The 26,302-nt window shown below is 27.6% G+C and carries 23 protein-coding genes; 10 read left to right on the top strand and 13 right to left on the bottom strand.

Annotated elements, in window-relative coordinates:
* The first annotated feature begins 22 nt into the window (after positions 1 to 22).
* Complete coding sequence (locus ACH5BF_RS00540) at positions 23 to 601, top strand: hypothetical protein (protein ID WP_423272014.1); 579 nt, start codon at positions 23 to 25, stop codon at positions 599 to 601.
* Here the strand turns inward: ACH5BF_RS00540 and ACH5BF_RS00535 are convergent.
* On the bottom strand, positions 585 to 1,178 hold the full coding sequence (locus ACH5BF_RS00535) for a M48 family metallopeptidase (RefSeq protein WP_423272012.1): 594 nt from the start codon (positions 1,176 to 1,178) through the stop codon (positions 585 to 587). The genes ACH5BF_RS00540 and ACH5BF_RS00535 overlap by 17 nt on opposite strands.
* A gap of 84 nt (positions 1,179 to 1,262) precedes the next feature.
* On the opposite strand from ACH5BF_RS00535, the gene ACH5BF_RS00530 reads away from it, so the two are divergent.
* From ACH5BF_RS00530 to ACH5BF_RS00510, 5 genes are read left to right on the top strand one after another with little or no spacing between them, the layout of a single operon-like run.
* On the top strand, positions 1,263 to 2,432 hold the full coding sequence (locus ACH5BF_RS00530; protein ID WP_423272011.1) for a pyridoxal phosphate-dependent aminotransferase: 1,170 nt from the start codon (positions 1,263 to 1,265) through the stop codon (positions 2,430 to 2,432).
* Between the two features lie 4 nt (positions 2,433 to 2,436).
* A complete protein-coding gene (locus ACH5BF_RS00525; protein WP_423272010.1) occupies positions 2,437 to 3,318 on the top strand; it encodes a cation diffusion facilitator family transporter in 882 nt (293 codons plus the stop codon).
* Complete coding sequence (locus ACH5BF_RS00520; protein ID WP_423272009.1) at positions 3,290 to 3,751, top strand: rhodanese-like domain-containing protein; 462 nt, start codon at positions 3,290 to 3,292, stop codon at positions 3,749 to 3,751. Before ACH5BF_RS00525 ends, ACH5BF_RS00520 begins: the two co-directional genes overlap by 29 nt.
* A 51-nt stretch (positions 3,752 to 3,802) precedes the next feature.
* Entirely contained in the window at positions 3,803 to 6,151 is a 2,349-nt protein-coding gene (locus ACH5BF_RS00515; RefSeq protein ID WP_423272008.1) for an HD domain-containing phosphohydrolase, read from the top strand.
* 1 nt (position 6,152) lies between these two features.
* Positions 6,153 to 8,324 carry a CHASE2 domain-containing protein gene (locus tag ACH5BF_RS00510; protein ID WP_423272006.1) on the top strand — a complete coding sequence of 724 codons (2,172 nt, stop codon included), beginning with the start codon at positions 6,153 to 6,155 and terminating at the stop codon, positions 8,322 to 8,324.
* A gap of 8 nt (positions 8,325 to 8,332) precedes the next feature.
* Here ACH5BF_RS00510 and ACH5BF_RS00505 read toward each other — a convergent pair whose 3' ends face one another.
* The 3 genes from ACH5BF_RS00505 to ACH5BF_RS00495 all read right to left on the bottom strand — a co-directional run bounded on the left by ACH5BF_RS00505 (position 8,333) and on the right by ACH5BF_RS00495 (position 12,920).
* The gene (locus tag ACH5BF_RS00505; RefSeq protein WP_423272005.1) at positions 8,333 to 9,703 is read right to left on the bottom strand and encodes a surface lipoprotein assembly modifier; all 1,371 of its coding nucleotides are present in this window, start codon (positions 9,701 to 9,703) and stop codon (positions 8,333 to 8,335) included.
* Positions 9,700 to 12,417, bottom strand: a complete 2,718-nt coding sequence (locus ACH5BF_RS00500; RefSeq protein WP_423272003.1) for a FecR domain-containing protein — start codon at positions 12,415 to 12,417, stop codon at positions 9,700 to 9,702. The genes ACH5BF_RS00505 and ACH5BF_RS00500 overlap by 4 nt, the downstream gene beginning before the upstream one ends.
* A gap of 152 nt (positions 12,418 to 12,569) precedes the next feature.
* Entirely contained in the window at positions 12,570 to 12,920 is a 351-nt protein-coding gene (locus tag ACH5BF_RS00495; protein WP_423272002.1) for an ankyrin repeat domain-containing protein, read from the bottom strand.
* Positions 12,921 to 12,949: 29 nt separating this feature from the next.
* Between ACH5BF_RS00495 and ACH5BF_RS00490 the strand changes: the two genes are divergently transcribed.
* The 4 genes from ACH5BF_RS00490 (at position 12,950) to ACH5BF_RS00475 (ending at position 17,529) form a co-directional block, all read left to right on the top strand.
* Positions 12,950 to 13,741: a DUF5677 domain-containing protein gene (locus tag ACH5BF_RS00490; protein ID WP_423272001.1), complete on the top strand. Its 792-nt coding sequence runs from the start codon at positions 12,950 to 12,952 to the stop codon at positions 13,739 to 13,741.
* A gap of 201 nt (positions 13,742 to 13,942) precedes the next feature.
* Entirely contained in the window at positions 13,943 to 15,889 is a 1,947-nt protein-coding gene (abc-f, locus tag ACH5BF_RS00485) for a ribosomal protection-like ABC-F family protein (RefSeq protein WP_423272000.1), read from the top strand.
* 48 nt (positions 15,890 to 15,937) lie between these two features.
* A complete protein-coding gene (locus ACH5BF_RS00480; RefSeq protein WP_423271999.1) occupies positions 15,938 to 16,381 on the top strand; it encodes a GatB/YqeY domain-containing protein in 444 nt (147 codons plus the stop codon).
* A 23-nt stretch (positions 16,382 to 16,404) separates the two neighbouring features.
* Positions 16,405 to 17,529, top strand: a complete 1,125-nt coding sequence (locus tag ACH5BF_RS00475) for a GGDEF domain-containing protein (RefSeq protein ID WP_423271998.1) — start codon at positions 16,405 to 16,407, stop codon at positions 17,527 to 17,529.
* Between the two features lie 102 nt (positions 17,530 to 17,631).
* Here ACH5BF_RS00475 and ACH5BF_RS00470 read toward each other — a convergent pair whose 3' ends face one another.
* The 9 genes from ACH5BF_RS00470 to ACH5BF_RS00430 all read right to left on the bottom strand — a co-directional run bounded on the left by ACH5BF_RS00470 (position 17,632) and on the right by ACH5BF_RS00430 (position 26,284).
* Positions 17,632 to 18,042 (bottom strand): winged helix-turn-helix domain-containing protein, encoded by a 411-nt coding sequence (locus tag ACH5BF_RS00470; protein WP_423271997.1) that lies wholly within the window; start codon positions 18,040 to 18,042, stop codon positions 17,632 to 17,634.
* 701 nt (positions 18,043 to 18,743) lie between these two features.
* Positions 18,744 to 19,514 carry an HAD-IIA family hydrolase gene (locus tag ACH5BF_RS00465; protein ID WP_423271996.1) on the bottom strand — a complete coding sequence of 257 codons (771 nt, stop codon included), beginning with the start codon at positions 19,512 to 19,514 and terminating at the stop codon, positions 18,744 to 18,746.
* Positions 19,515 to 19,619: 105 nt separating this feature from the next.
* On the bottom strand, positions 19,620 to 20,987 hold the full coding sequence (locus ACH5BF_RS00460) for an aspartate kinase (protein ID WP_423271995.1): 1,368 nt from the start codon (positions 20,985 to 20,987) through the stop codon (positions 19,620 to 19,622).
* A 34-nt stretch (positions 20,988 to 21,021) separates the two neighbouring features.
* Positions 21,022 to 21,669 (bottom strand): response regulator transcription factor, encoded by a 648-nt coding sequence (locus ACH5BF_RS00455; protein ID WP_423271994.1) that lies wholly within the window; start codon positions 21,667 to 21,669, stop codon positions 21,022 to 21,024.
* 3 nt (positions 21,670 to 21,672) lie between these two features.
* Positions 21,673 to 21,975: a hypothetical protein gene (locus ACH5BF_RS00450; protein WP_423271993.1), complete on the bottom strand. Its 303-nt coding sequence runs from the start codon at positions 21,973 to 21,975 to the stop codon at positions 21,673 to 21,675.
* A 2-nt stretch (positions 21,976 to 21,977) separates the two neighbouring features.
* Positions 21,978 to 22,373: an ectoine synthase gene (locus tag ACH5BF_RS00445; RefSeq protein WP_423271992.1), complete on the bottom strand. Its 396-nt coding sequence runs from the start codon at positions 22,371 to 22,373 to the stop codon at positions 21,978 to 21,980.
* 4 nt (positions 22,374 to 22,377) lie between these two features.
* The gene (gene ectB, locus ACH5BF_RS00440; protein WP_423271991.1) at positions 22,378 to 23,658 is read right to left on the bottom strand and encodes a diaminobutyrate--2-oxoglutarate transaminase; all 1,281 of its coding nucleotides are present in this window, start codon (positions 23,656 to 23,658) and stop codon (positions 22,378 to 22,380) included.
* Positions 23,659 to 23,689: 31 nt separating this feature from the next.
* Positions 23,690 to 24,175 (bottom strand): diaminobutyrate acetyltransferase, encoded by a 486-nt coding sequence (ectA, locus tag ACH5BF_RS00435; protein ID WP_423271990.1) that lies wholly within the window; start codon positions 24,173 to 24,175, stop codon positions 23,690 to 23,692.
* A 267-nt stretch (positions 24,176 to 24,442) separates the two neighbouring features.
* Positions 24,443 to 26,284, bottom strand: coding sequence for a GGDEF domain-containing protein (locus ACH5BF_RS00430; RefSeq protein WP_423271989.1), 1,842 nt, complete (start codon positions 26,282 to 26,284; stop codon positions 24,443 to 24,445).
* Between the last annotated feature and the right edge of the window lie 18 nt (positions 26,285 to 26,302).

The following is a 26,302-nucleotide window of genomic DNA, read 5'->3' as shown; positions in this document are numbered from 1 at the left end:
CTTACTAAAGGGATATTCACTTATGCAAAATGAAGAAGTTTTGACATTTAAACAAGAGTTAAAAAAGAGTTTTTTTACTTTTGAGGACAAAAAAGTAAAAAGAGATATACCAAATTATAGTACTTTTAAAACAACAAATAACGTATTAACAAATCTTGCAAATAAAAAAGAGTTTTCTGAAGTTAGGAAAAGATATAGAGTTCATAATTTCTTGGAGAAAATACTTATCAAAAAGATATTAAATTATGTACTTTTTGCATTTTATAGAAATGATAAACTTTCAATAGCAGTACTTCACCCAGTTGCACAAAGTGAACTTAACTATCAAAAGAGAATGATAATGGACTATGCAAAAATGGTTCCCGACTTTAAAGATATAAAAGAAGTTGCTGTTTTTAGATACGATAAACTCTATTCATTTAGTAAAAATTTTGACAAAAAAAGTTTTGATGACTTTACTTCACCTTTTAAAACAGAAGAAAAAACAGAAACAAAACCTTTTTATAATGAAAGAGCCCATGGAATTTTTCAAAATAGTATAAAAGATGAAAAACTACATGAAAAGCTTGAAGAGATTAGAGAGCTTATAAGAAACTCTTAAGTAAAGCCTCTCTTCTTTTATAATCAGGACAATACTTCAAAACTAAATCCCAAAATTTTTTCGAGTGATTTTTATGTTTTATGTGAGCTAATTCATGTATTACAACATACTCCATCACTTCAAGGGGAAATTTACAAAGCATTGTATTAAAATTTAAACCATTTTTATAATTACAAGAACCCCAAGTATTCTTATTTTTTCTATATTTTATTGAAGTAGGAAAAAGATTCATTCTTTTTGAATGTTTATCAACTAGATATGGTATATACTCTTTTGCAAGTTTTTTATAGAATTCATCTACATTTTCAACTTGATAATCAGACTTTTTTTGAACTTTACCAAAATATAAAAATTCATCTTCACTTAAACTATTTTTCTTTACTTTTTTTAAACCTTGAACTATCCAGTCTTTCTTCCTTTCAATCAAATCTAAAGCATCAAATTTTGTAAAATAAGTATTGGCTTTTATTTGTATGGTATCAGAAGAAATCACTCTTAAATAGCAATGTTTCATTCTTTTTTTATTTAATAGTTCTACATTTAGGGATAAAGAATCAATATTTATTTGAAAAGTCACACTATACCTTAAGTATTATTTTTGTATAATCTGCGAATTATATCATAAAAATATAATGTAAATTATATGCGAGGAAGAAGATTTATGAAAATTGCAAAGAGAATGGAGAACCTGTCTCCATCGGTTACTATGGCAATTACTGCCTTAGGAAGAGAGCTTAAAGCTCAAGGTAAAGATATATTAAGTTTTAGTGCAGGAGAACCAGACTTTAATACTCCTGATATTATTAAACAATCAGCAATTAAAGCTATTGAAGATGGACACACTAAATACACTGCAGTAGAAGGAATTATCGAAACCAAACAAGCAATTATTAATAAACTTAAAAGAGACCATAACTTAGAGTATAAACAAGAAGACATCATTATTAGTAATGGTGCTAAACACTCTTTATTTAACCTTTTCCAAGTTTTAATTGAGGAAGGTGATGAAGTTATTATTCCTGCTCCATATTGGGTTACTTACCCTGAGCAAGTAAAGTTCTCTGATGGTGTTCCAGTATTTATTGATACAGATGATACAACTTCATTTAAAGTAACAGCTGAACAAGTTAAAGCAGCTATTACAGATAAAACAAAAGTATTATTACTTAACTCACCTTCAAATCCAACAGGTGCTGTTTATACTAAAGAAGAGTTATTAGCTATCGGTGAAGTTTTAAAAGGAACTGATATTTTAGTATTCTCTGATGAGATGTATGAAAAAATCATGTACAATGGTGAAGAGTTCACAGCAGCTGCAAGCGTTAGTGAAGACATGTTCCAAAGAACTGTTACAATCAATGGATTAAGTAAATCTGTTGCAATGACAGGTTGGAGATTTGGATATGTTGCAACTCCAAAAACTGAACTTGTAAAAGCTATGATTAAATTACAAGGTCAAGTAACATCAAATGTTAACTCAGTTACTCAATATGCTGCAATCACTGCACTTGAAGGTGAAGCAGATGCTGATATCGAAATGATGAGAAAAGCGTTTGAAGAAAGAAAAAATATTGCAGTAAAATCTTTCAATGATATTAAAGGTATTACTTGTATTGAACCTCAAGGTGCATTTTACTTATTTGTAAATATCAAAGAGGTTTCTGATAGCTCTATGAAATTTTGTGAAGAGCTTTTAGAGAAAAAAGGTGTAGCAGTTGTTCCTGGACTTGCTTTTGGTACTGAGGGTTACTTTAGATTCTCATTTGCTACTGATTTAGCAAGTATTGAAGAAGGAATTAGAAGAATCAAAGATTTTGTAGAAAATAAATAATATTATGACTCTACAAAAAAAAGCAACAGTAGTTTCAACTTCTGTTGCGGCACTTCTTACACTTATGAAGCTTGTGATTGGTATCGCAAGTGGTTCTGTAGCAGTATTGGCTTCTGCTGTAGATTCTGTTTTAGATATGTTCGTATCGATTTTCAACTATTTTGCAATTTCAAATTCAGAAAAACCTGCTGACAAAACTTTTAACTATGGAAGAGGAAAAGTTGAGGCTTTAGCTTCTGTAATTGAAGGTACAATTATTACAATATCTGGTCTTTTCTTACTTTATCAAGCAGGAAAGAAAGCTATTGAAGGTTCTGTATCTCAATATATGGATATTTCTATTATTGTAATGATTTTATCGATGATTATTACAATTTTCTTAGTTTTATTCTTAAATAAAATTGCTAAAAAAACAAACTCTATGGTTATCAAAGCAGATGCCCTACACTATAAAACAGATGTTTATTCAAACGCTGCTGTTTTAATTTCACTTTTATTAGTAAATTTTACAGGTCTTGAAATAATTGATGTAGTTGTGGGTGGTGCAATTGCACTATTTATTATCTACTCTGCCTATGAGCTTATCCATGATGGTGTTCTAGTTTTATTAGATAGAGCTGTTGATGATGAAATAGTTTTAGGTATTGAAAAGATTATTAGAAATAATAATAGAGTTAATACTTATCATTTACTAAAAACTAGAGAAGCTGGACATCAAACATTTGTTGAAGTTCATTTAGTTTTTGACTGTATCATAACACTTATGGATGCCCATCGAGCTAGTGATGATATCGAAAGAAGAATCAAACAACTTGATGAAAAAAGAGATTGGGTGATAAATATTCATATGGACCCATATGATGATTTTGAGATCAATGACAAATAGTATAAAAGTCATGTTAGGTATTTTACTTAGCATGACTTTTTTATTTTCACAAGAAATAAACTACCAAACTGCAAAACTTTATAAAGATGATATAAGTTCAAAAAAAGCTTATGAAATGCAACAAAATGGTGCTCTTTTAATTGATGTAAGAACAAAAGCAGAATTCAATGAATCAAGAGCAAAAGACTCATATAATATTCCTATTTTTTATGAAAAAAATAAACAAAGAGTTTTTAACAAAAACTTTCTAAAAGAGATTTATCTTTATTCAAATAAAAATTTAAATAGACAAATCATTCTAATCTGTAGAAGTGGTTCAAGAACTAAGCTTGCTTCTAACTTACTTGCAAGCCAAGGCTTTAAAAATATATATAATGTGAAATATGGTTTTGTTTATGATTGGTTGAAGGTAAATCTTCCTATTTCAAAATAGTATTATCAAAAAAAGATATAATATAAAATAACATGAAAATAAAGGACTTTTGTGAATTTTATAAATATTTTAGGGGCTAGTGGTAGTAAAACAAAAGATACGGGTACAACTTCATTTCAAATATTTACCGATATTTTAATAGATGCAGGAAATGTTATTAATGTTTTAGGTGAAAAAACTATTAAAATCAATCATATTTTTTTAACACATTCCCACTCTGATCATATTTTAGACCTACCTTTTATTATAGAAAGTTTCTTTGAAAGTAGAAAAGAAACCTTATATATTTATGCCTCAAAAGAGACTATAGAATCTCTTGAAAAACATACATTTAATGACTCAATATGGCCTGACTTTTCTAAAATCAATCTATTAAATAGTGATAAAAAAGCACTTGAGTTTGTTGAAATCAAACCAAACCAAACACTTATATTTGGTTCTTACCAAATCACTGCTTTTAATGCAAATCATATTGCTGGGGCTTTTGGATATGAAGTGATAAAAGACAATAGTATTGGTTATATAATTAGTGGAGATACATACGAAAATCCTGAATTAATAAACAGGATAGATAACAATGACAAAATTAAAGCAATTTTAATTGAGTGTTCTTTTCCAAATCATATGGATAAGTTAGCTTATGATAGTAAACACCTAACACCAAACCTTGTATCTAAGATATTAGGTCAACTTAAAAGAGATGATATTCAAGTATTTTTATATCACTTAAAACCTCTTTACTTTAATCAAATGGCAAAGGAAATTGAAGAGTTAGAGATTCTTAAAAATGGTGGTAAGATATTACAAGAAGGTGATGTAATTCATGTTGATAAAGGTAAATTTGAAAGAGATTTAATAAGCCAAAATAAATTTGAAAGAATTATGGAAGTAAATTTAGAACTTTCAAGCGAGATAGACAAAGATAAACTATTTGAAATGATTTTGACTCTTACTAGAGAATTGACTCATGCAGAAGCTGGTACTTTATATATTCTATCAAAAGACAAAAAACACTTGGATTTTAAGGTAATCCAAAATGACCCTCTTAAAATATTTATGGGTGGAACGAAAGATGAAATACAATGGGATGCTATTCCTTTATACTTAGAAGATGGTTCTAAAAATACAAAAATGGTAGCTACAACTTGTGCCTTAGAAAATAAAATCGTTAATATTCCTGATGTTTATGATGAAAATAAATATGACTTTCAAGGAACTAAAAAATTTGATGAAAACACAGGTTATCGTTCAAAATCTATGTTAGTTATACCTTTAGAAAATCATGAAAAAGATGTAATTGGTGTTTTACAACTTATAAATAAGACTGAATCTTTAGAAAACATAATCGCCTTTACTAAAGAAGATGAAAAAATCATTAAAGCTTTAGCCTCTCAAGCTGCTATGGCTTTAACAAATAGTTGGCTTATAAATTCACTAGAAGAGTTTTTAAATAGTTTTATCACAACAATAGGTCATGCAATAGATGCAAAATCACACCATACTATGAATCATATTGCAAATGTAGAAAAAATCTCTTTACTTTTAGCCCAAGCAATCAATGATGATCAAACAATCTATAAAGATGTAAAGTATTCAAAAAATGACTTTAAACAAATTAAAATAGCTGCTTGGATGCATGACATAGGTAAAATCTCAATGCCTGAGTCAATTATTGATAAAGCAACTAAACTCTATGCTATAACAGATAGAATTAAATTAGTTAAGGAAAGATTTGAAATTTTAAAAAGAGATAAGCAAATTGCCTACTTAAAAAAAGAAATCACAAAAGAGACTTATGAAAAACAAATCAAACAATATGAAGAAGACTATTTGTTTTTAGAAGAAGCCAATATTGGTGGAGAGTTTATGGATGATGATAAGATAAAAAGAATTGAAGATATTTCAAAGTACACATATATCAAAGATGGAATAGAACAAGAAATATTAAATGAAAATGAAAAATACAATCTTTCTATTAGAAAAGGTACTTTAACTAAAGAAGAAAAAGATATTATGAATAATCATGCAAAACTATCTTTAGAAATGCTATTAAAACTTCCTTTCCCTAAAAAATACAATAGAGTCTTAGATATAGCAGCTAATCATCATGAAAAACTAAATGGAAAAGGTTACCCAAGAGGTTTAAGTGATAAAGACCTTACTTTAGAAGATAGGATTATGATTTTATCTGATATTTTTGAAGCCTTAACATCTAGTGACAGACCATATAAGGATGCAAAAAAACTATCAGAGGTATTTAAAATATTATCATTTATGGTAAAAGATTATGAAATTGATGGAGAACTTCTTAAATTTTTCCATGACCATGAAGTCTTAAAAAAATATGCTAATGAAAACTTAAAGCCTTCTCAAATAGATAAAACTGAACTTTTATTCTAAAATGAAAAAGTCAGATTTAAAAAAACTATTTATATATATAAATGTAGCGCTAATACTTTTTGTAGTGCTTTCATCTATATATATTTTTTTTCCAAAACTTCCAGACTCAATTGATAATAGATTAAGAGATTATCTCTTTACAATAAGAGGAGAAATTCCAACTTCTCAAAATGTAGTTATTGTAGATATTGATGAAAAATCTTTACAAGAGTTAGGACAATGGCCTTGGTCTAGAAATAAAGTTTCTCACATACTTAAAAATCTTACAGATGCCCAAGTAGCAATAATAGGATTTGATGTTGTTTTTGCAGAAGAAGATAGCAGTTCACCCCACAAAGTACTAAATGAACTAAATATCAAAAGAGAAAATATTCCAAACTATGATTTAGAGTTTGCTAAAACAGTTGCTTCAACTCCAACTATTTTAGGTTACTTGTTTGAACTTCAAGATAAAAAATACATAAAAAAAGAAGCACCTAAAATACCTGCTATTTATATAGAAAAAAATAAAAAACTTGGGGATGATTATCTTATAAATGCAAAAGGGGTTGTTATGAATATTCCACTTGTTCAAGACAACTCATACTCTAGTGGTTTTTTCAATAACATTCCTGATGAAGCAGGAATAATAAGAAGTGTTCCTTTAGTAATTTCATATGATGATATGATATATCCATCTTTAAGTTTAGAGCTTCTTAGAATCTTACTTGATACAAACAAAGTTTTTATTAATTATGATGAACAAGGTGTTTCATCTATAACAGTAAATGATATACAAATTCCTACAGATAGGCATGGAAGGCTGTTAGTTAACTTTAGAGGTAAAGAAAAAACCTTTAAATATATATCTGCAAATGATATATATAATAATACCTTTGATAAAAAAGATATTGAAGGAAAAATTGTACTAATAGGAACTTCAGCAGCAGGTTTACTTGATCTTAGAGCAACTCCTTTTGAGTCTGTGTTTCCAGGGGTAGAAGTTCATGCAAATGTAATTGACAATATCATTCAAGGAGATTTTTTATATAAAGCTTCTTGGGTTGATGGTGCAAATATATTTATCATTTTTACTTTGTCTATTTTAATAGTACTTTTAATCAAATATACTCCTTTTTGGATGAATCCTATAATATCAATCCTATTTCTAACTATTACAACTTATGTTTTATATGAAGTATTATTTACCTATGGAATAGTTTTAAATATTTTCTTTCCACTTCTTACTATAGTTTTAGGAGCTATTTTAGCCACACTTTTTGACTATTTTTATGAGATAAAACAAGAAGAAGCAATAAAGAAAAAATTTGCTTCAAAAGTATCAAAAGAAGTAATGGAAAGTCTTTTAAAAAATGTACATAGCAATGAATTTGAAGCTATGGAAAAAGAAGTTACTGTATTTTTTAGTGATGTTAGAAACTTTACTAAAATCTCTGAAAAAATGGGAAATGCTAAAAAACTAATTGAGTATTTAAATCAATATATGGAACCTATGAGTAATATTATTATTAAATATGAAGGGACTATTGATAAATATATTGGTGATGCTATTATGGCTTACTGGAATGCTCCTGCTGATGTAAAAAAACATGCAGATAAAGCTTTACTAGCTTCCATTGAGCAAATTGAGTCACTTAAAACTCTAAATGAAAAACTAGAAAAACAAAATAAACCTTTGATTGATATAGGTATAGGTTTAAATACTGGACTTGCAGTTGTTGGGGAAATGGGAAGTAGTGGTAGAAGTGATTATACAGTAATTGGTGATGCCATTAACTTAGGTGCAAGATTAGAATCTTTGTGTAAGTTTTATGACTCAAAGATAAATATATCTAACTTTACAAAAGAGAGATTAAAAGAAGAGTATATTTTTAGATTTCTTGATTTAGTAAAAGTAAAAGGGAAAGAAGAACCTGTACAAATTTGGCAAGTTCATGGTAAAGGAAAAGCTTCAAAGCAAATGCAAGAAGAATTAGATACTTATAATAAAGCTATAGAACTATATCAAAACTCTATGTTTTTAGAAGCACTTGAAATATTTAAAAACTTAGATAAAAAAGAAGATAAAACAAATAGAAAGATTTATAAAATATATATAAAAAGATGTGAGGAGTTTATAAAAACTCCTCCTTCAAATTTTAATGGTATATATGAGCACTCTACAAAAGCTTAGAGTGCTATTTAGTCAAGACTTCCATTCCAAATAAGATTTAGTTTTAAAACATATTTATCATATTCTGAAGATGCATGATTTGAATCTTTTTTTGTATATGTTCCTCCAAGATTTAAATGTAAATCTTTTTTTATTGGTTTTATAATAGCAATAGAAGCATCCATCTTTTTATCTCTTTTTCTTGATTGAAAGTTTATATCTCTATCAGAGAATAAAGACTCTTTATAATTTACAGATGATTGCAATAAATAATTAGATGATAGTTCATAAATATTATTGATATAAGTTGAATAGTACTCATGTTCAACATCTGTTCTTTGAGTTCTTACTTCAAACTCTTTTCCTAAATTCAATCCAAAACTAAATAATCCATAATCTGAAGAAGCATACTTAAGTGAGTTTTCTAACTCAAGCATATTTGAATCTCTTTCATCATCCTTTACAAAAGATATTCTTCCTGCTTTAAAACCTAAAGTATAAAGAATATCTGTATTTAAAACTGTAGTATATTTAGGATTTAAATAAATATTATTTTGATAAGATTCATGTCCTAGGTTGATTTTATCAAACAAAATAGGTAATTCAAGTTTATACTCTTTTGATAAGTATGTTGGAGAGATATTTAAAGATAAAGCATGAATATCTTTTTCTTTATGATTGTTATATTTCATTAAAACTGCTGTTGCAGAACTATTTAAAATAAAGTTATCACTAAATTTATATTTATTATTTAACTGCCCTATTGTTTGATAAATTGATGCTGATTTGTCTTCACTATTATTTGACACATTTACAATACTATTTATTGTAGGGCTGTATATATCAAAAGAACCAGAAGAAGGAGTAGAGTTTATATTTGAGTCATACAAAATACCTGCAATAGCTGTTGCATTAAAAAAGCTCTTCTTTTGTAGTTTTTTTATATACTCTACTTTTTCATTTACTCTTTTTTGAACTACAAGAGGTAAGTTTTTATCTTCTAAAACCGTATTAAACTCTTTTAGTGATTGAGTAAATAACTTCATTTTAAAATAAGTTTGAGCCATTTCAAGTCTTGCTCTTGAGTTATTTGGATTTACGATAAGTATTCTATCGTATGCACTTAATGCAAACTCATACTTACCAAGTTCATATGCACTACGCCCTAAATAAAAGTTATATAAAGTATCTTGCATATTTGTTAAAAAAAGTGAATTAAACTGTTCATAAGCCTTTTGATAATTTTTCTGCCTAAAATTTTCTAAAGCAGTATTATAAAGCTTTTTTTCATTTGCAACTATAACTTGCGAAGACTCTTTTTTATTAAAAACACTTTCATTTGCAAAAGAAGACAAACAAATAAAAGGTACTAAACTATAAATAACTACTGATTTTTTCATTTTTTTATTGCCTTGAATACACCTTGTGCTTTATGTGTTACACTATCATCAGCTCCAGGGTTTTGAGTTAAACTTGAATTAAAACTTCCACCTACACTTTTAATACTATCACTTCCATAAAACTTACCTTCTAAGTTTCCTGAAATATCAGTACCTGATAAGTTTGCTTTAAATCCTGTATTTGAGATTTCAGAACTTCTATTAATATTCATATTCCATTGAGTATTTTTAGAAGAAAAGTTCATTACTCCACTACTTAAAGAGTTATCTCCAGCTCCCAAATCAAAGTTTAATGTAACTTTATTTGTAGTTGAACCATCTAAAATAATCGATTCTAATGTTCCATTATTTCCATTTAATACACTACCTATTACAGCACCTTCAAAAGTATATCTCGTATTTGAATTTGCATTTAAAACTTGATCTACAACCGATGTTGGTGTCTCAACACCTGCTACCCAAGTAGCAAAAGGAGATACAAAAAACTGACTTCCTGATGTTGAACCATCACTAAACTTTGCAGTCCAATATCCCCATGAACTATCATCATCACTTGTTAAAGGATTATCATTTGTATCAAAGATTTTAAATTCATTTTTTACAATTGCTCCATCAGGAACAGCTATTAGATATCCTGTATTATCATCTAAATCATACTCATCATTTCCAGCTTTGTATGTGCTATCACCTTTTTTTGCCATCACTCCAAAAATATCGTCATTTATATAGTATGATGTGTTACTAGCAACTTCACCATTGAAACTCATAGAAACTGTATTATCTACATCACCTACTTTGTTATCAACAGAGCCACTTCCTGTGATATTTCCTGTTTGAGCATTTACATTTAATGACAGATTATTACTAGCTTTTCTCATATGAGTATCAAAACTACTAGTACCATAAGTATCTGCAGTTATATAACCTTTTAGTGTTGAAGAACCACTTATTTTCGCATCTACTATTTTATCTTTTTGTAAAAAAGAAATACCATTTGTTTGTCCTGTAGTTGTAGTTGAACTAGTACTATTTCCATAAGTATTTGTTGTTTCACTATTTGATAAACTATAGTTTAAAGCTTGTATATCTGAACCTAAAAAATTAAGTTCAGCACTATTACTAGCAGTTATATACGAGCTTAAATTTGTTGAAGAAGAGTAAGTAAAATTATATTTATTTCTATATGATTTTACTTTTTCATTATTTCCTACAATAAATTCTTGAGCACCATTTAAATAATAGCTTTTATTTAAGTGAGTAAGAGATTTTAGATGAGAATTATAATACTCAAATCCTACAGTACTCGTATCAAGTTTTGTTTCTGTATAGTGATTTGATGAATTCTTTTTGAAACTCATACTTGCAAAATCTTTATAAACATATATTTTTGTTTTATCTTCATTCTCAACAGAACCTTTTTTACCAAAAACTATTAGTTCATTATATTCTCCTTGCCCCTGTAAAACATCAAAAACATCTCCATCATAGTAAAAAGCAAAAACTTCACCCATATTATCAGCTTGAACATTGTAATTTCCATTTATTGTTCCGCTATTTGTAGTATAAGTAAAAGAAATAGGATTACTATTATCAGTTATATTAGAATGTCCTGTATATCCTCCATCTTTAGGAGTACCTAGAGTAAATGTCTTTTCTAGTTCTTTAGAAAATGTTGTATTTTCTGTATTTGGTAATATTTTTGTAAGTGTTTCATTGAATGATATTTTAGAATCTACTCTTTTTGCAGTAAAATCACCAATAGTACCATCAGTATCTGTTTCATCTTGATAGTTAAAACCATTAGTTCTGGCATCAGAAGTTTGACTTTCCATATATGCACCTAAAGCCTTACCAGATAAATCAAAGCTTATTGTTTCATCTTTTGCTTCAACTTCAGTTTTTGTACTATCTTCTATAACTTCATCAACTTTATTACTCAATGAAGAGGAACTATTTTCAGTTGTATCAGCTTGGTTATCTAAAGTCTCTAAGTTTTCACTTGACGTTCCAGTATTTGAAAGAGAACTATCTTTTGTTGTTTCTGATTGATTATCAGTAGTATCATCACTTGTTGAATTATTAGTTGATGTAGTTATATTACTTTCTTCTTTTTTTTCAGAAGAATTATTATTTTCTGGTTCTAACTGATTTGATAAGTTATTTAAAGTCTCTTGATTATATACTACAGGTTTTGATAAGCTTCCATCATCTTGAATTATTGTCATTTGATTTTGAGGAACAATAACTTGTTGATTTTGTGCATCAACACTAATCTCACCACTTAAACAAGCAATTGTAGTTTGATTTGCTAAAATAACAGTACCTCTAATACCAATAGTAGAACTCTTTGTTCTTAATTTAAACTTTTCTTTATTAATTTTACCAATATTTCCAGTTATGGCTTTAAATGCACCTTTAAAAAAGTTCAAGTTTGCTTTTGAATTTTTTGGTGTATTAATATCATAAAGATACTCACTAACATCTAAAGCAGAATTTTTACCAAGAGTAATAACTGTATTATCCTTGAATATCAACTGTAACTTGGAATTACTACTAGTATTTATGACATCTTTTTCATAAATATCTAAACCTACATTTGCAATAATCTTTTGCTCACCTCTTAGAACAGAAGCTTCACCAACTACCGTAGAGATCTTTGCAATACTTGCAAAAGACATTGAAACAAAAAAGAAAAAAAGTAAAAAATGCTTCATGAAACAACTCTTTATTTTGATTTAATAATTATTTAGTGTACACAATATCTAAATAATATCTAATTACTTATTAAATAACATATTTTTATTTTTATTATAAGTAAAATAAAAGTTAGAACTTTTTTCCATGACACCTAGCTTATTTTTAACTATTAATTCTCTTTAACTTCTTCTAAAAATGCTATTACTTTTTCTCTTCTTTTTTCTTTTGCTATATCAAAGGCTGTTTTGCCTTCATTGTTTTTTGCATATAAGTCTACATCATACATATACAATAACCAACAAATATCAACTCTATTGCTAGATACTGCTAACATAAGAGGTGTTTCACCTTTGTTATTTGCTAAATTTACATCTGCTTTATTTTCAAGAAGAAAAGATACAACTGACAGCTGGTTTCCTCCATAAATAATAGTCCAACCTAAGGCTGTTTGTGCATCTTCACTTGAAGATAAATTATTTATATCTGCTCCTGATTTAACTAGTTGATAAATAGGAATCATTCCACAATTTATTGAAGAGAATTAATAATATGAACATAGAAAAAATTCATGAATTAGCTAATATATTTGACAAAAAAATTAATATTTTTAAAGAAGCATGTGACTTTATTTTGAAATCTGATGCAAAGCATAGTGAAGAATTATTTTTACTTTTATTAAGTATTTCAGATTCATTAAGCACACTATCTATTTTAAGTAAGATAAATAAAATGAGAGATTGCTATGCAATTTCAAGAATGATATATGAAACAAGTATTAATGTTTTATATATTGCTGCAACTGAATTTGAAGCAATGGAAGAAATAATAAAATACACAGAAGAAAAATCTAAACATGAAGCTACTCGTTCTATTTCAATTGATAAGGAAACAGTTTTTTCTGCATATGATAAAGAAAAAGGTCATGTAATTGGGTTCACTAAAAATAATCCTTTTAAAATAAAAGGAGACCCTCGAACTTGGACTAATGTTAATATTGAAAGAAGAATCAATACTATAAACAAAAAGTATGGAGACAAAGTCTCAAGATTCTTACAACTATCTCATTTAACAATTTACAGAACTTCATCAGATATTATTCATGGAACACTTTATGGTGCAAGACACATGCTTGGAATGGTTAATAAAACTGATAATACGTTCAGTATAGAAGGAATGATGGAGCATGGTTTTAATGTAATAATAACATTGATGCTAAGTATATCTCAATGTACTTATTCTATTCTATATGCATTTAGTAAAGAAATTGATGGTATGGAAAAATTTGAAAAAGAATATTCAAAACTTTTAGAAGAATATTTAAAAGTTGGTCAAAGAAATTAAAAGCCGTATATAACCAATTTTTAGATAATATATTTGCTTTAAAAATACAAAACATGTTTAGATATGTAAAGTATGTTACTACTCAAAAAAAATATATCATAGTATGATATATTAAAAAAAGTATGCTAAATTTCAAAAAACACTAAGTATTTTACTTATCTAAACAAAGTGGGGCTAAAGCCCCTATAAAATAGGACTTTAATGGCACTAATAGACTTACAAAACATAAACAAACAATACGATATAAAAACTATTTTGAAAGATGCAAACTTTACACTAACACAAGGGCAGAGAATTGCAGTTATTGGTCAAAATGGACAAGGAAAATCTACACTTTTTAAAATTATCATGGGAGATACAGAACCAGATAGTGGAGAGATTTCAATTGATAAATCTTTAAAAATCGAGATGCTTGACCAACAACCAAAGTTTAAATCAGGAATAAATGTAAGACAAGCAATCGAAGAGCAATTAACGCAGATAAAAGAAGCTAAAAAAGAGTATGAAGATATTACTTTAAAAGTTGCTTCCGATTATGAAAATCAAGAACTATTAAAAAGACAAAGTGAATTAGCAACTTTTATTGACTTTCACAATGCTTGGGATTTAGACAACACTATAGAAAGAGTATTAAAAGAGTTCCAGCTAAAACAGTATGAATTTAAAGATGTTAATCTTTTAAGTGGTGGAGAACAAAGAAGAGTTAGTCTTGCAGGACTATTACTTAAAAAGCCTGATGTACTTTTACTTGATGAGCCTACAAACCACCTTGATGTATATATGGTTGAGTTTTTAGAAAGCTTACTTTTAAAAAACAACTTCACATTACTTTTTATCTCACACGATAGATATTTTATTGATAATATTGCTACTTCAATTGTAGAGGTTGAAGGAGGAACACTTAAAAGATTTAATGGTGGGTACTCTTCTTATTTAGAGCAAAAACAACAAATGCTTGAAAATATGCAAAAAGACCATGAAAACCTTTTAAGATTAGTTAAAAGAGAAGCTCATTGGATGCAAAGAGGTGTTACTGCTAGAAGAAAAAGAAATGAAAGAAGAAAAGCAGAATATTTTGATTTAAAGAAAAAAGCAAAATCAAACCCAGCAGCTATTAGAAAAATGAGTATAGAACTACAAAGGGAACAAAAATCTTTTAATAGTGAAGAGAAGCAACAAAACAGAAAAAAGATGCTTTACGAATTAGATGATATTTGTAAAAAACTTGGAGATAAAGAGCTTATTAGAGATTTTACAACTAGAATCTTACAAAAAGACACTATAGCTATTGTAGGACCTAATGGAAGTGGTAAATCAACCCTACTTAAAATCTTTATGGAAAAAATGAATGTAGATAGTGGTAGATTTAAAAAAGGTGATTTCAACATAGGTTACTTTGATCAACAAAGAGAAATGCTTGATGATAATAAAAATCTAATGGAAACATTCTGTCCAAATGGTGGAGATAGAGTTGTTTTAGATGATGGAAGAAATCTTCATGTATATGGTTACTTAAAGAACTTTTTATTTCCTAGAGAATACTTAGACAAAAAAATTGGTGTTTTAAGTGGAGGAGAAAAAAACAGAGTTGCCCTAGCCTTACTTTTTACAAGAAAAGTTGATTGTCTTATTTTAGATGAGCCAACAAATGATTTAGATATTCCTACTATTAATATTTTAGAAGAGTATTTACAAAATTTCCAAGGTGCTTTAATATTTGTAAGTCATGATAGATACTTCGTAGATAAAATTGCAAAAAAATTATTTGTATTTAAAGGTGAAGGAAAAGTAGAAGAAAGCTTCCAACCTTATACAGAATACTTAGAGATTGAAAAAGAGTTAAAAGAGTTAGATGAATTAGAAAAAAGTAGTGAAAAAACAACTACTGCAAAACCTAAAAATTCACAAAAAAAACAGACTAAACTTTCATATAAAGACCAAAGGGATTATGATAGTTTACCTCAAGAAATAGAAGAGCTTGAAGCAAAAATAGAAGAGATAAACAATTGCCTTGCAAACCCAGCTTGTTATGAACAAAAAGGTATTGTTGCTGTTTCTAAAGAACTGGAAGAAACAGAAGCTATTTATGAAGAAAAAGTTGAAAGATTTTTAGAGATTGAAGAGTTAATTGAAAGCTTTAATTCATAAAAAGATATAATTATTAAATTTTTGATTATTAAAAAATAAAGGAATGTGATGAGTTTAAAACAGCAGTTAAAAGATGATGTAAAAACAGCAATGAGAGAGAAAAATATTGTTAAAAGAGACTCAATTAGAGCTATTAATACAATGATTAAACAAATTGAAGTTGATGAAAGAAAAGAATTAAGTGATGAAGAAGTTATCAAATTAATTCAAAAAGGTATCAAACAAAGAGAAGAAGCTGTAACTCAATACAAAGATGCAAATAGAGAAGACTTAGTAGCAAAAGAGCAAGAACAAATTGATGTTTTCAAAGTTTATTTACCAAAACAGCTAACTGATGAAGAGTTAGAAGCAGGTTTAAAAGAAATTATTGAAGAAGTAGGCGCAACATCAATGAAAGATATTGGAAAAATCATGGGACAAGCTAGCAAAAAATTTGCTGGTGTTGCAGATGGAAAAAGAATAAACGAAACTACAAAAAAACTTTTATCATAGATTATAAATAATAAGGCGAATATATGGAAATTAATGATTTTTTAGATGATTTAACTGAAAGAGAACAAAGTGAAGTTAAATTAAACAATATAGATACATTTCCAAAACTAGTATCCCTACTTCTAAGAAGAGTCTCTAAAGAGAATTTAGCACCTTTAGCTACTCTTCTTAAACAATCAGTTCTTCCTTCAATTTGTATTGAAATTGATGATGAAATAGAACATCTTTTTATAGAGATTGATGCTAATCCAGAGATTCTTTTCAAAACTGAAGTTCAAGAAAAGATTGAGGACTTTATTTATAAAAGATTTGAAGCAGATAAAAGACTTGTAGTTGAAAAAACTTCAGATATTTCTCAAGTAGTTACCCTAATGAGTCAATATCTAAATGATGCTATTTCAAGTAGTGGCAATGGTTCTAAAACAGTTGTAACAATCAAAGAAAAGATTGAAGCAATTGACCTTTCAAAAAATGGTATCACTGAATTAGCTGAACTACAAAAACAATTAGTAAGTGCTGCAAACTCAATTGAGAGTGAAATGAATAATGTTAGTACTAAATTAAAATCAGGGAAAACAAAAGTTCAAGAACTAGAAGAAAAGATCATCACTCTTGAAGAAGAACTAAAAAAATCTAGAAATGAAAGTATGAAAGACCACCTAACAGGTCTGCTTACAAGAAGAGCTTATGAAGAAGAAGTAAAAAGAATTGATAGTAATCACAAACGCAATGGAAGTGAGTATGCTGTCATATTCTTTGATATAGATCACTTCAAGAAAATCAATGACACTTATGGTCATGATTGTGGAGATGTAATTTTAAAAACATTCGCAAAAATTTTAGAAAAAGCCACAAGAGATCATGATGTTGTTGCAAGATATGGTGGAGAAGAGTTTGTAGCCTTAGTTCACTTTAATTTAACAAGAGAACTATTACAGTACTTAAAAAGAGTAAAACAAATAGTTACATCAAATAACTTTGTTTATAAAGAGCATAAAATAAAAGTTACATTCTCTGCAGGAGTTACTTTTAGAAGTAGCTATTCATGCTATGAAAATGCTATACAAAAAGCGGATATGCTACTTTATCAAGCAAAAGAAAATGGTAGAAATCAAATAAAATTAGAAGATGGGAAGACTCTAAAATAAGAAGATATTATTTTTATAATTTAGTTTTCATATAATAAAATAACCTAAAGCTTAAGTTTTTCAACTTAAGCTTTTTTTATAACAAGCTCTCACACTTATTTATTAGTTCATTGAGTAACCAATGTTAGAATGATTTTTAATTAAATCGTAGTAAGTTTTATCTCTTAAAGTTTTTACTTTATTTCTTAATGTAAATCTTGTCATGTTTTTACCTTTCCAAGCAACATTATGAATTGTATCGATAGGAACAATTTCTCCTCTATTTTCTAATAATAGAGAGAATAAAGCCTCTTCAATTCTAGTAAGCTTAACTTCATCATTAAAACTGTTGAATAATTTTGAATTAGCTTTGTTGTAGTAAAAACCATTGTCTAATTGAACAATACTATTAATATCTTTATCAATTAGTCTACTTACATACTCATCTAAAGAGACATCTAACTTTTGGATTTTGCTCTTTAACTTTTCATTATTTTCATCTGTGATAGAGATGCTGATGTTTAAATTTTCCATACATTATCCTTTATCTTTATTTTTTCTAAAATAATAATAACATTTTTCTGTGTAGTACTTATGTATAGAGCATTATATATTAATAAAAAAATAAATATATGATATTTTTTAAATAATTTAAAGGAAATTAGCATATTTTTACTAGCAAATACATGTAATTTCTATACATTTTCTACGAAAAATGCTCATAAAATAGCTATTAATAATTAAAAAACTTATATTATTTAACTTTTGTAACTTTATGAAACAAAAGTAGCATTTATAGCTATTTTTTTAGAAGTATAGCTTTTTTTGCTATAAATCTTACTAAAGAAATACAGTATTTATTGTTTTTTTATAAATTTTTATAAAAAAATTGTTCTTTTATTATGTTTACCACTTTTTAGATTATTTTATATGAAAATATATACTTATACCTCATATACTAAAAAATATAAGCCCATATTTTTCTTATATAAATCATAAAGGCTATTATTAATATACTATCTTTATCTGATTTTTTATATATTAAAACATTTTCAACTTAACTTTATTTATATTAGTATTACAAAAAAGCTATTTTAAGAGTTAGGCTAATATTTCAAGATTAAAAAGGTTTGTTTTATTTCATTTTATAGATTATTCTATTACTAGGATAAATAAAATAATTGAAGTTAAAGTAGAAGGGTTTATAATTTAGTTTTTATCTTTGTATTAAAAGCTTATATAGAAGCTTTTAATTCTTTATGTAACTCTTGTAAGTCTTTATATTCATGAGCATCATACATTTCCCTATTATAGTTTTCATCATCAGTTGTTTGTAAATGTATAGGTAAAATTCCTGCACTATGTGCACCTTTTATATCTGTTTCATAAGTATCGCCAATCATTGCAATAAACTCTCTAGGGATATTTAACTTTTTGATAGCATACTCAAAAGAGAAGTTTGAAGGTTTACCTATTATTAAAGGCTCTTCTTTTAAATGTGGTCTAAATAATTCAACCATAACCCCACACTCAAACTCAAAACCATTTATACTTGGACTATAATAATCTGGATTTGTAAATACTACTTTTTTACCATCTTGAATATGCTTCCTTATAGAAGATAAATCTGCAATTGAGATTTTAGGATCCATTCCTATTACAACAACATCTACTTCACTAACCCCTACTCTATACTCTTCATGTATAAAACTTTTTAATGCTTTTGAGCCAAAGACTTTTATATTTGCATTAGGATAGTTAGTTTTTAGATAATCTCTAACAAGAATAGAGGATGTGATAATTTGTTCTTTATCAACATAAATACCAGCACTCATAAGAATACTATGTATTTCACCAGGTGTTTTAGTAGTTAAGTTTGATAAAAATACAAAAGGAATACCTTTACTTTTTAAAATCTCTATAATCTCTTTTCCACCAGGTAAAAGATGATAGTCTTTAAAAAATACTCCTTCTAAATCAAATATATAACCACTTATGTTTTTCAAAACCAAAACAATACACCTCAAAATTTTTTGGAATTATAACAAAAAAATTAAATTTTAAAAGGGTGTTTTTGTAACCATAATGTAACTATTATGGCTACAAAAAAATTAGTTAGATAAAAGCTTAGAATATAAAGTCTGTAGTGCTGCATTTGCAACATTTTGAGAAACACCTATATGTAAAGATACTTTAGAAGGACTCATATCAAACATATCAAAAGAGATATTATTCTCTTTTAATGCTGTGATTGCATCAACAATAGCAAAAGTATTCTCTTTTAAACCAATACCAACAAGAGTAATCACAGACAAGTTATATGTAACATATATATTTCTTGTTTTTAATCTTCTTTCAATCTCTCTTCTTAGATTGTTGATATTACCTTTTAAATCTTCTTGATCAACCAAAATTGCAATATCATCTTTATCTGTAGGATAATGATAAGTATTTAATCCAAACTCGCTAAATATTTTAAGTAGTTCTGCTGTAAAACCTATCTCATCTGCAAGCATATCTTTTTGAAGATGAATTGAAGCCATATTGTCTAGTTTTGCAATACCAACTAAATCTTCCATTGGAACTCTTTCATTTAAAATAAGTGTTCCCTCATGTTCTGGATTGTTTGTATTTCTAATATTAATTGGTATTTTACTTTTCTTACAATTTAACATTGCATCAAAATGAAATACATTAAATCCTTTTGAACTTAAAAGTCTTAACTCTTTAAAAGTAAGTCTTGGAATTACATTTGCATCACTAATAACTCTAGGGTCAACTTCATAAACACCATTTGTATCAGTCCAATTTTCATAAATATCAGCATCTAAAGCATAAGCAAGCTCTCCACCAGTCAGGTCAGAACCACCCCTACTCATAACTGCTATTTCTTTTTCTTTTGTTATTCCATAAAAACCTGGAACTAAATACATTTCATCTTTTTCAAACTTAAACTTATTTGCAATATTACAATGCGTTTGTTTTTGAACTTTTCCATTTGTATAATCACTACTTAAAATAAAACCAAAATCTTCTGGAAGCATTAGTTTTACATTTAAACCATTATTCTTCATAAATTCAGTAATAATCTTTGCATTGTAGTGTTCACCTCTTGATAAAAAGAAAGCTTCTCTTTTTTTATCTTTGAAGTTATTGCTTATTAAATCTTTTTCTAAATCTTTTAAAATCTCTTTATTATTTACATTTAAATCATCACATAGTTTTTCAAACTTTGTTAATATTGCAGATAAACTCTGTTCAGTTGAAATCTCTATTTTTTGCTCACAAAAATGCTTACCATTTGTTGCAAGGTTTAGTAAATGGTCAGTAATTTTTTCATTATATTCATCATCTCTACCTGGGGCTGATACAACTACTACTCTTCTATTTTTATCACTTTTGACAATATCAAAAACTTTTTTTATCTGGGAGGAGTCTTTTACTGAGCTTCCTCCAAACTTACAAACTTTAATATTCATTTTTACCTTTCCTACTTGAAAGTTATCAACTTTATCAAACTACTTGATAACCTCTATGTCTTATTGTGCTTATAAAATTATCTTGAAAAGTTGTTCTTATACCTTTTCTAATTATATTTATATTTACTTCCACAACATTTTTTACAACCCACTCAGGGTCATCCCAAATCACATCTAAAATCTCGTCTTTTGAAATAGATGATCTATGTCTATTTTTTATTAGATACATTAAAATACTAAAAGGCTTACCTTTCATAATTAACTTATTATTGTTATGGTCAGTCACAGAGTTTTCTAAAGTATTTATCAAATACTTATCTTTAAATACAAATTTACTTTGAAAGTTTTCTCTATGTATTGATTCTAATTTTGCCAATACAAGTTCATTACAAGCTGGCTCTTTTATAATCGATAAAGCCCCACACCTAAGTAGATTTAATTCAAACTCTTTTTCATGGTTGTTTGTGATTACTACAACAGCAGTTAGTCTTGGATTTACAAATCTTAATAATCGTTTTAAAGTAGTAAAAGAATCACTTCTTACTATAATCAAATTGTAATATCTAACCTCACAATGATATATAGCATCTTCAATATCACTTGCTTTGTCGCATATGTATAATTCTTCGTTTTCAAGTTTAGTTATTAAACTATTATTAACATTCAATGATAATAAACGCATGACTTATAAATAAATCCTTTTTTTATTGTTTTCATCAAATACCAATGTTAAAACTTCACTATCTAAAAGCAATGATTGTAGTTTTTTTACATCTATTTGAGTCTCTTTTTTAAAGTACTCTTTTATTTGATTTAATGCCATATCGATATTAGAGTCATCACAAAACTCTAATATCAATGAATTGTCACTTAAAACTACTTTTTGATTTTCTAATCTACATTTTTTAAGACTACTTACAAATTTGAAAAAAAGAAGCTTTGATTCTCTTGGTATTTTTAAATAGTTTTTTATGTATATAAAACGCATGATTAATCCTCTAAAGGATATACTCCATTTTCATCATGGTGCTCTGTTCCCTTAATAGGAGGATTAAATACACAAATTAATCTCATATCTTCAGTTCCTCCATAAAGGTTATGGTCATCATGATTATTTAAAGCATACATAACTCCATCATAAATCTCATGAACTTCACCCGTTGCTAAATCTTCAATCTTTCCATTTCCAGCTACACAATATACAGCTTCTAAATGGTTTTGATAATGAATGTGTGTTTTTGTATTTGCTTTAATAATTGTTTCGTGAAAAGAGAATCCCATTCCTTCATCTTTTAAAAGCATTCTTCTACTAACCCATTGTCCACCTTCAGCAAATACTTCTCTCTCAGTACCCATTACGTCTTTTTTTATATCTTTTACTATCATACTATTAAAACTCCTGTGATAATTTAGTTTTTTTATCTTCAAACAGTTTATCAATTGCTGTTTCTAATCTATCTAGACCTTTATTTAATGTATCTTCATCAATAATTAATGGTGGTAGAAATTTAACAATTTGGTCTTCACTACCACAAGTCTCTACAATTAGATTTTCTTTAAATGCATAAGATGAAATATCACCAGCAATAGAGTTGTCATTTTTAAACTCTAATCCATAAGCAAGACCTCTACCTCTTACTTCAATATCATTATCAACACCATGTTTTTGAGCAATTTTTTCTAATCTCTCTTTTAAGATTTTCTCTTTATAAAATACTGCATTTGTAAGCTCTTCACCTTGCCAGTAGTTCTCTAAAGCAGTTTTAGAAGCAACAAAGGCTAAGTTATTTCCTCTAAATGTTCCTGTGTGCTCACCTGGCTTCCATTGGTCTAAATCTGGTTTGAATAATAATAATGACATTGGTAATCCACCACCAATTGATTTAGAAAGTGTTACCATATCCGGGTTAATCCCTGCAAACTCAAATGAGAAGAATTCACCACTTCTTCCATTACCAACTTGAATATCATCAATAATTAGTAAAATATCATACTCTCTACATAAAGACTCTAACTCTTGTAACCACTCTTTTGAAGCAACATTTATCCCACCTTCACCTTGAATAGTCTCTAAAATTACAGCAGCTGGGATATCAACACCACTACTACTATCTTCTAAAAACTTTCTAAAGTATGTTAATGTATTAAAATCGCCAAAATAACCATCAAAAGGCATAAATGTTGCATTTGATCTACTGATATAACTTTCATCTCTATACTCATTATTTCCAGTAACAGCTAATGCTCCTTGCGATAATCCATGATAACCATTTGTAAAAGCAACAATATTACTTCTACCTTTTACTAATCTTGCAAGCTTTAAAGCAGTTTCTACTACGTTTGCACCTGTTGGTCCAGTAAACTGTAACTTATAGTCTAAGTTTCTTGGCTTTAAAATAAGACTTTCAAAAGTCTCAATAAACTCTTTTTTTGCAGTAGTTGCCATGTCTAAACCATGTACAACTCCATTTCCTTGAAGGTACTGTATTAACGCATTTGTAATATGCTCATTATTATGTCCATAATTTAAAGTCCCAGCACCTGCAAAGAAATCTATATACTCTTCACCTTGTTCATCTGTTAGTATACATCCTTTACTTGACTTAAATATGGTCGGGAAACTTCTAATATAACCTCTTACCTCTGACTCTAAATTTTCAAAAATTCTCATTGTGTTTTTTTCCTTAATTTTTTTATTCATATTATTTAAATGGTCCTATTTTATATAGTACTTCTTCTTCGTGTTCATTAGCAAAATCATTTGCGACAAAAAACTGTGCACTTTGCATATTTGTTTGAAAGTGTTGTGCAACTTTTTCAAATACTCTAATTGAAGCATTATTACTTGGAGAAACAGTTGTATGTAAATAATTTATATTCAACTCTTCTCTATTTATAATTTCCATAATAAGTCTTCTTGCAAGATCATTTCCTCTAAAGTTATCATCAACTGCAACTTGCCAAATAAATAGTGTATTAGGCTCATTTGGTATCATATAACCAGAAACAAAGCCAATAACTTTATCCTCATATGTAGCAACTGAACATAAATCTTGAAAATGAGTAGATTGTAATAAATATAAATACTCAGAATTTACATCTAAAACCTTTGTACTCTTCACAAGACCATGAATCTTTTTGCCATCACTTTTTCTTGGTTTTCTCAATATTATGTTACTTTTATCCAAAAGTTTTCCTTTTAGACTTTATGCTTGGAATAAATTTTTACACTAAAAATGTAAATATTTTACATAAAGTATGTATATTTATAACATATGAAACTTAATTAATTCTTAGAATTTAATATTTTACTTGCTATTTTTGAGTAAAATTTGGGAGTTTTTACATGACATGTGTTAATTTTTTACATATTTTGTGTTTTATTTTAATATGATTTATTGATTATAAAAGTAGATACAAGGTACAAAGGTACCTTGTAAAAAAAGTATTATATTTTAGAAGCTCTCGCCAATATCTTCATTTTTAAGTAGTTCTGTTGAAAATTTAACAACTCTATTTCTTCCAGTTTGTTTAGCTTCATATAAACACATATCTGCAAACTTGATACATTTCCAGATACTATCGCTATCTTTTGGGAACATAGAACATCCAACACTTAAGGTTTTAGAGAAAGTCTCTCCATTTGCTGAGATTTTCTCTTTTGCAAATGCTTTTCTAATATTTTCTGCAATTTTTAAAACATGGCTTTCTTCACAGTTATATAAAAGAACTAAAAACTCTTCACCACCATATCTAATAGCAATATCTGATTTTCTAATATTATTTTTGATTACACCTGATACGATTCTTATAGCATCATCACCAACATCATGACCATATGTATCATTTATCATTTTAAAGTAATCAATATCAATCATCAACACAGAATAACTAACTTTTGCCCGAACTGCTTGAGGTATAGATACATCTACAAATTCATCTAAAAATTTTCTGTTATACATACCAGTTAACTGATCAACTCTTGCCATTAAGTTTAACATTTGCATTAATTTCTTACTAACGATTGCTGGTCTAGCTGTTGTTATATAATCTTCAATATCAGTGATAATCTCTCTTACTTTTTTAGTTTCTGTTTCTGATTTTGTAACTATTGTTAAAACTAAAGTTAATTCATTTGAAATAGTATAAGGAATACAAATATAATCTTCACCATCTTTATGATTGTATAAAGAACAAGATTTAGCAAAAATATTAGAATCCACATTTGCATGAGTTCTATTTGCTCTACACTCTCCTTCTAAAATCCTACAATGACAATCATTTTTACTATAAACAATCTTTTTTGTTTTTGAGTTATTGTCTATTTCTGTTAAAGTAAAATCATCCAACATAAAGTTATGCTCTAATACATAAGCAATTCGATTATATATATCTTCAAGCTCTTTATCATTTTCGATTGTTTGTTTAAACTTATAAATATCAGATAATCTATCTATTGTATTATTTACATTTTTTAAAGGATCAGGTTCTTTTACATAGTTCTTATTTTTTATAAAAATATATACTTTTCTATCTAATTCCTCTAAAGTATGTTGTAGTTTTTCTAAAAGAGTATTCAATAAATCAGATACATTTTTACTCTCTGGATTACTATAAGTTTTAACTCTTTGTGAATAATCACCCCTATATGCAGCTTTCATAACATCTTGTATTGAATAAAAAATACTAACATATGGTTTAATAAATCTATTTATTAAAAGGAATATCAAACTTATTAATATCAAAGTCAAAACTATGTTATACATCAATGTTTTAAAACTACTAGTTCTTACATCTGTAATATCCATAACCATACTAACTGTTCCTAATACTTCTCCCTCTTTAGCATTATGACAGTTCATACAATTTGGGTTACCAAAAGAAGAAGCTTCAAAAGGAATAGTAACTCGCATAAGACTCTTTTGTGCAGTCTCAGTTATTTTAGTTATTTCTTTTCCTGTTTTTAGAACATCCCTATCGATTTTATCCCTTGGAATCTCATTATTAAACCCTTCTCCATACTGTTTAATAACTGTTGGTGACCTAGATAACCAAAGCTGATTTATATTTTCAGCTTGTTCTATTTGCTTTAAAAAAAACTCTCGCTCATTCATCATTCCATTTACCATATGAGCTGTAAGACCAGATTTTATAACTTCAGCTGTCAAATGCGCTTTTTTTTCTGCTGATTTAAGCCCGTATTCACGGAAGTTATAAAGAGTACTTATACTCATAGCAATAAAGAATGAAACCAGTAATACAATAAGTGAGATTATCACTTTTTGCTTTGAATTCATTTATTTCCCCTACTATAT

Origin of the sequence: Arcobacter pernae, from assembly GCF_049472135.1 — a bacterium.
Taxonomy (GTDB): Bacteria; Campylobacterota; Campylobacteria; order Campylobacterales; family Arcobacteraceae; genus Arcobacter_B.
The sequence above is the reverse complement of the archived record's forward strand: the minus strand, read 5'-3'. Positions and strand labels throughout refer to the sequence as shown.

Bases quoted from the DNA above. Each gene is read 5' to 3' on its own strand.
- ACH5BF_RS00540 (WP_423272014.1), top strand. From the start codon at position 23: ATGCAAAATGAAGAAGTTTTGACATTTAAACAAGAGTTAAAAAAGAGT.
- ACH5BF_RS00530 (WP_423272011.1), top strand. From the start codon at position 1,263: ATGAAAATTGCAAAGAGAATGGAGAACCTGTCTCCATCGGTTACTATG.
- ACH5BF_RS00525 (WP_423272010.1), top strand. From the start codon at position 2,437: ATGACTCTACAAAAAAAAGCAACAGTAGTTTCAACTTCTGTTGCGGCA.
- ACH5BF_RS00520 (WP_423272009.1), top strand. From the start codon at position 3,290: ATGATGATTTTGAGATCAATGACAAATAGTATAAAAGTCATGTTAGGT.
- ACH5BF_RS00510 (WP_423272006.1), top strand. From the start codon at position 6,153: ATGAAAAAGTCAGATTTAAAAAAACTATTTATATATATAAATGTAGCG.
- ACH5BF_RS00505 (WP_423272005.1), bottom strand. From the start codon at position 9,703: ATGAAAAAATCAGTAGTTATTTATAGTTTAGTACCTTTTATTTGTTTG.
- ACH5BF_RS00500 (WP_423272003.1), bottom strand. From the start codon at position 12,417: ATGAAGCATTTTTTACTTTTTTTCTTTTTTGTTTCAATGTCTTTTGCA.
- ACH5BF_RS00495 (WP_423272002.1), bottom strand. From the start codon at position 12,920: ATGATTCCTATTTATCAACTAGTTAAATCAGGAGCAGATATAAATAAT.
- ACH5BF_RS00490 (WP_423272001.1), top strand. From the start codon at position 12,950: ATGAACATAGAAAAAATTCATGAATTAGCTAATATATTTGACAAAAAA.
- abc-f (WP_423272000.1), top strand. From the start codon at position 13,943: ATGGCACTAATAGACTTACAAAACATAAACAAACAATACGATATAAAA.
- ACH5BF_RS00480 (WP_423271999.1), top strand. From the start codon at position 15,938: ATGAGTTTAAAACAGCAGTTAAAAGATGATGTAAAAACAGCAATGAGA.
- ACH5BF_RS00475 (WP_423271998.1), top strand. From the start codon at position 16,405: ATGGAAATTAATGATTTTTTAGATGATTTAACTGAAAGAGAACAAAGT.
- ACH5BF_RS00470 (WP_423271997.1), bottom strand. From the start codon at position 18,042: ATGGAAAATTTAAACATCAGCATCTCTATCACAGATGAAAATAATGAA.
- ACH5BF_RS00460 (WP_423271995.1), bottom strand. From the start codon at position 20,987: ATGAATATTAAAGTTTGTAAGTTTGGAGGAAGCTCAGTAAAAGACTCC.
- ACH5BF_RS00455 (WP_423271994.1), bottom strand. From the start codon at position 21,669: ATGCGTTTATTATCATTGAATGTTAATAATAGTTTAATAACTAAACTT.
- ACH5BF_RS00450 (WP_423271993.1), bottom strand. From the start codon at position 21,975: ATGCGTTTTATATACATAAAAAACTATTTAAAAATACCAAGAGAATCA.
- ACH5BF_RS00445 (WP_423271992.1), bottom strand. From the start codon at position 22,373: ATGATAGTAAAAGATATAAAAAAAGACGTAATGGGTACTGAGAGAGAA.
- ectB (WP_423271991.1), bottom strand. From the start codon at position 23,658: ATGAGAATTTTTGAAAATTTAGAGTCAGAGGTAAGAGGTTATATTAGA.
- ACH5BF_RS00430 (WP_423271989.1), bottom strand. From the start codon at position 26,284: ATGAATTCAAAGCAAAAAGTGATAATCTCACTTATTGTATTACTGGTT.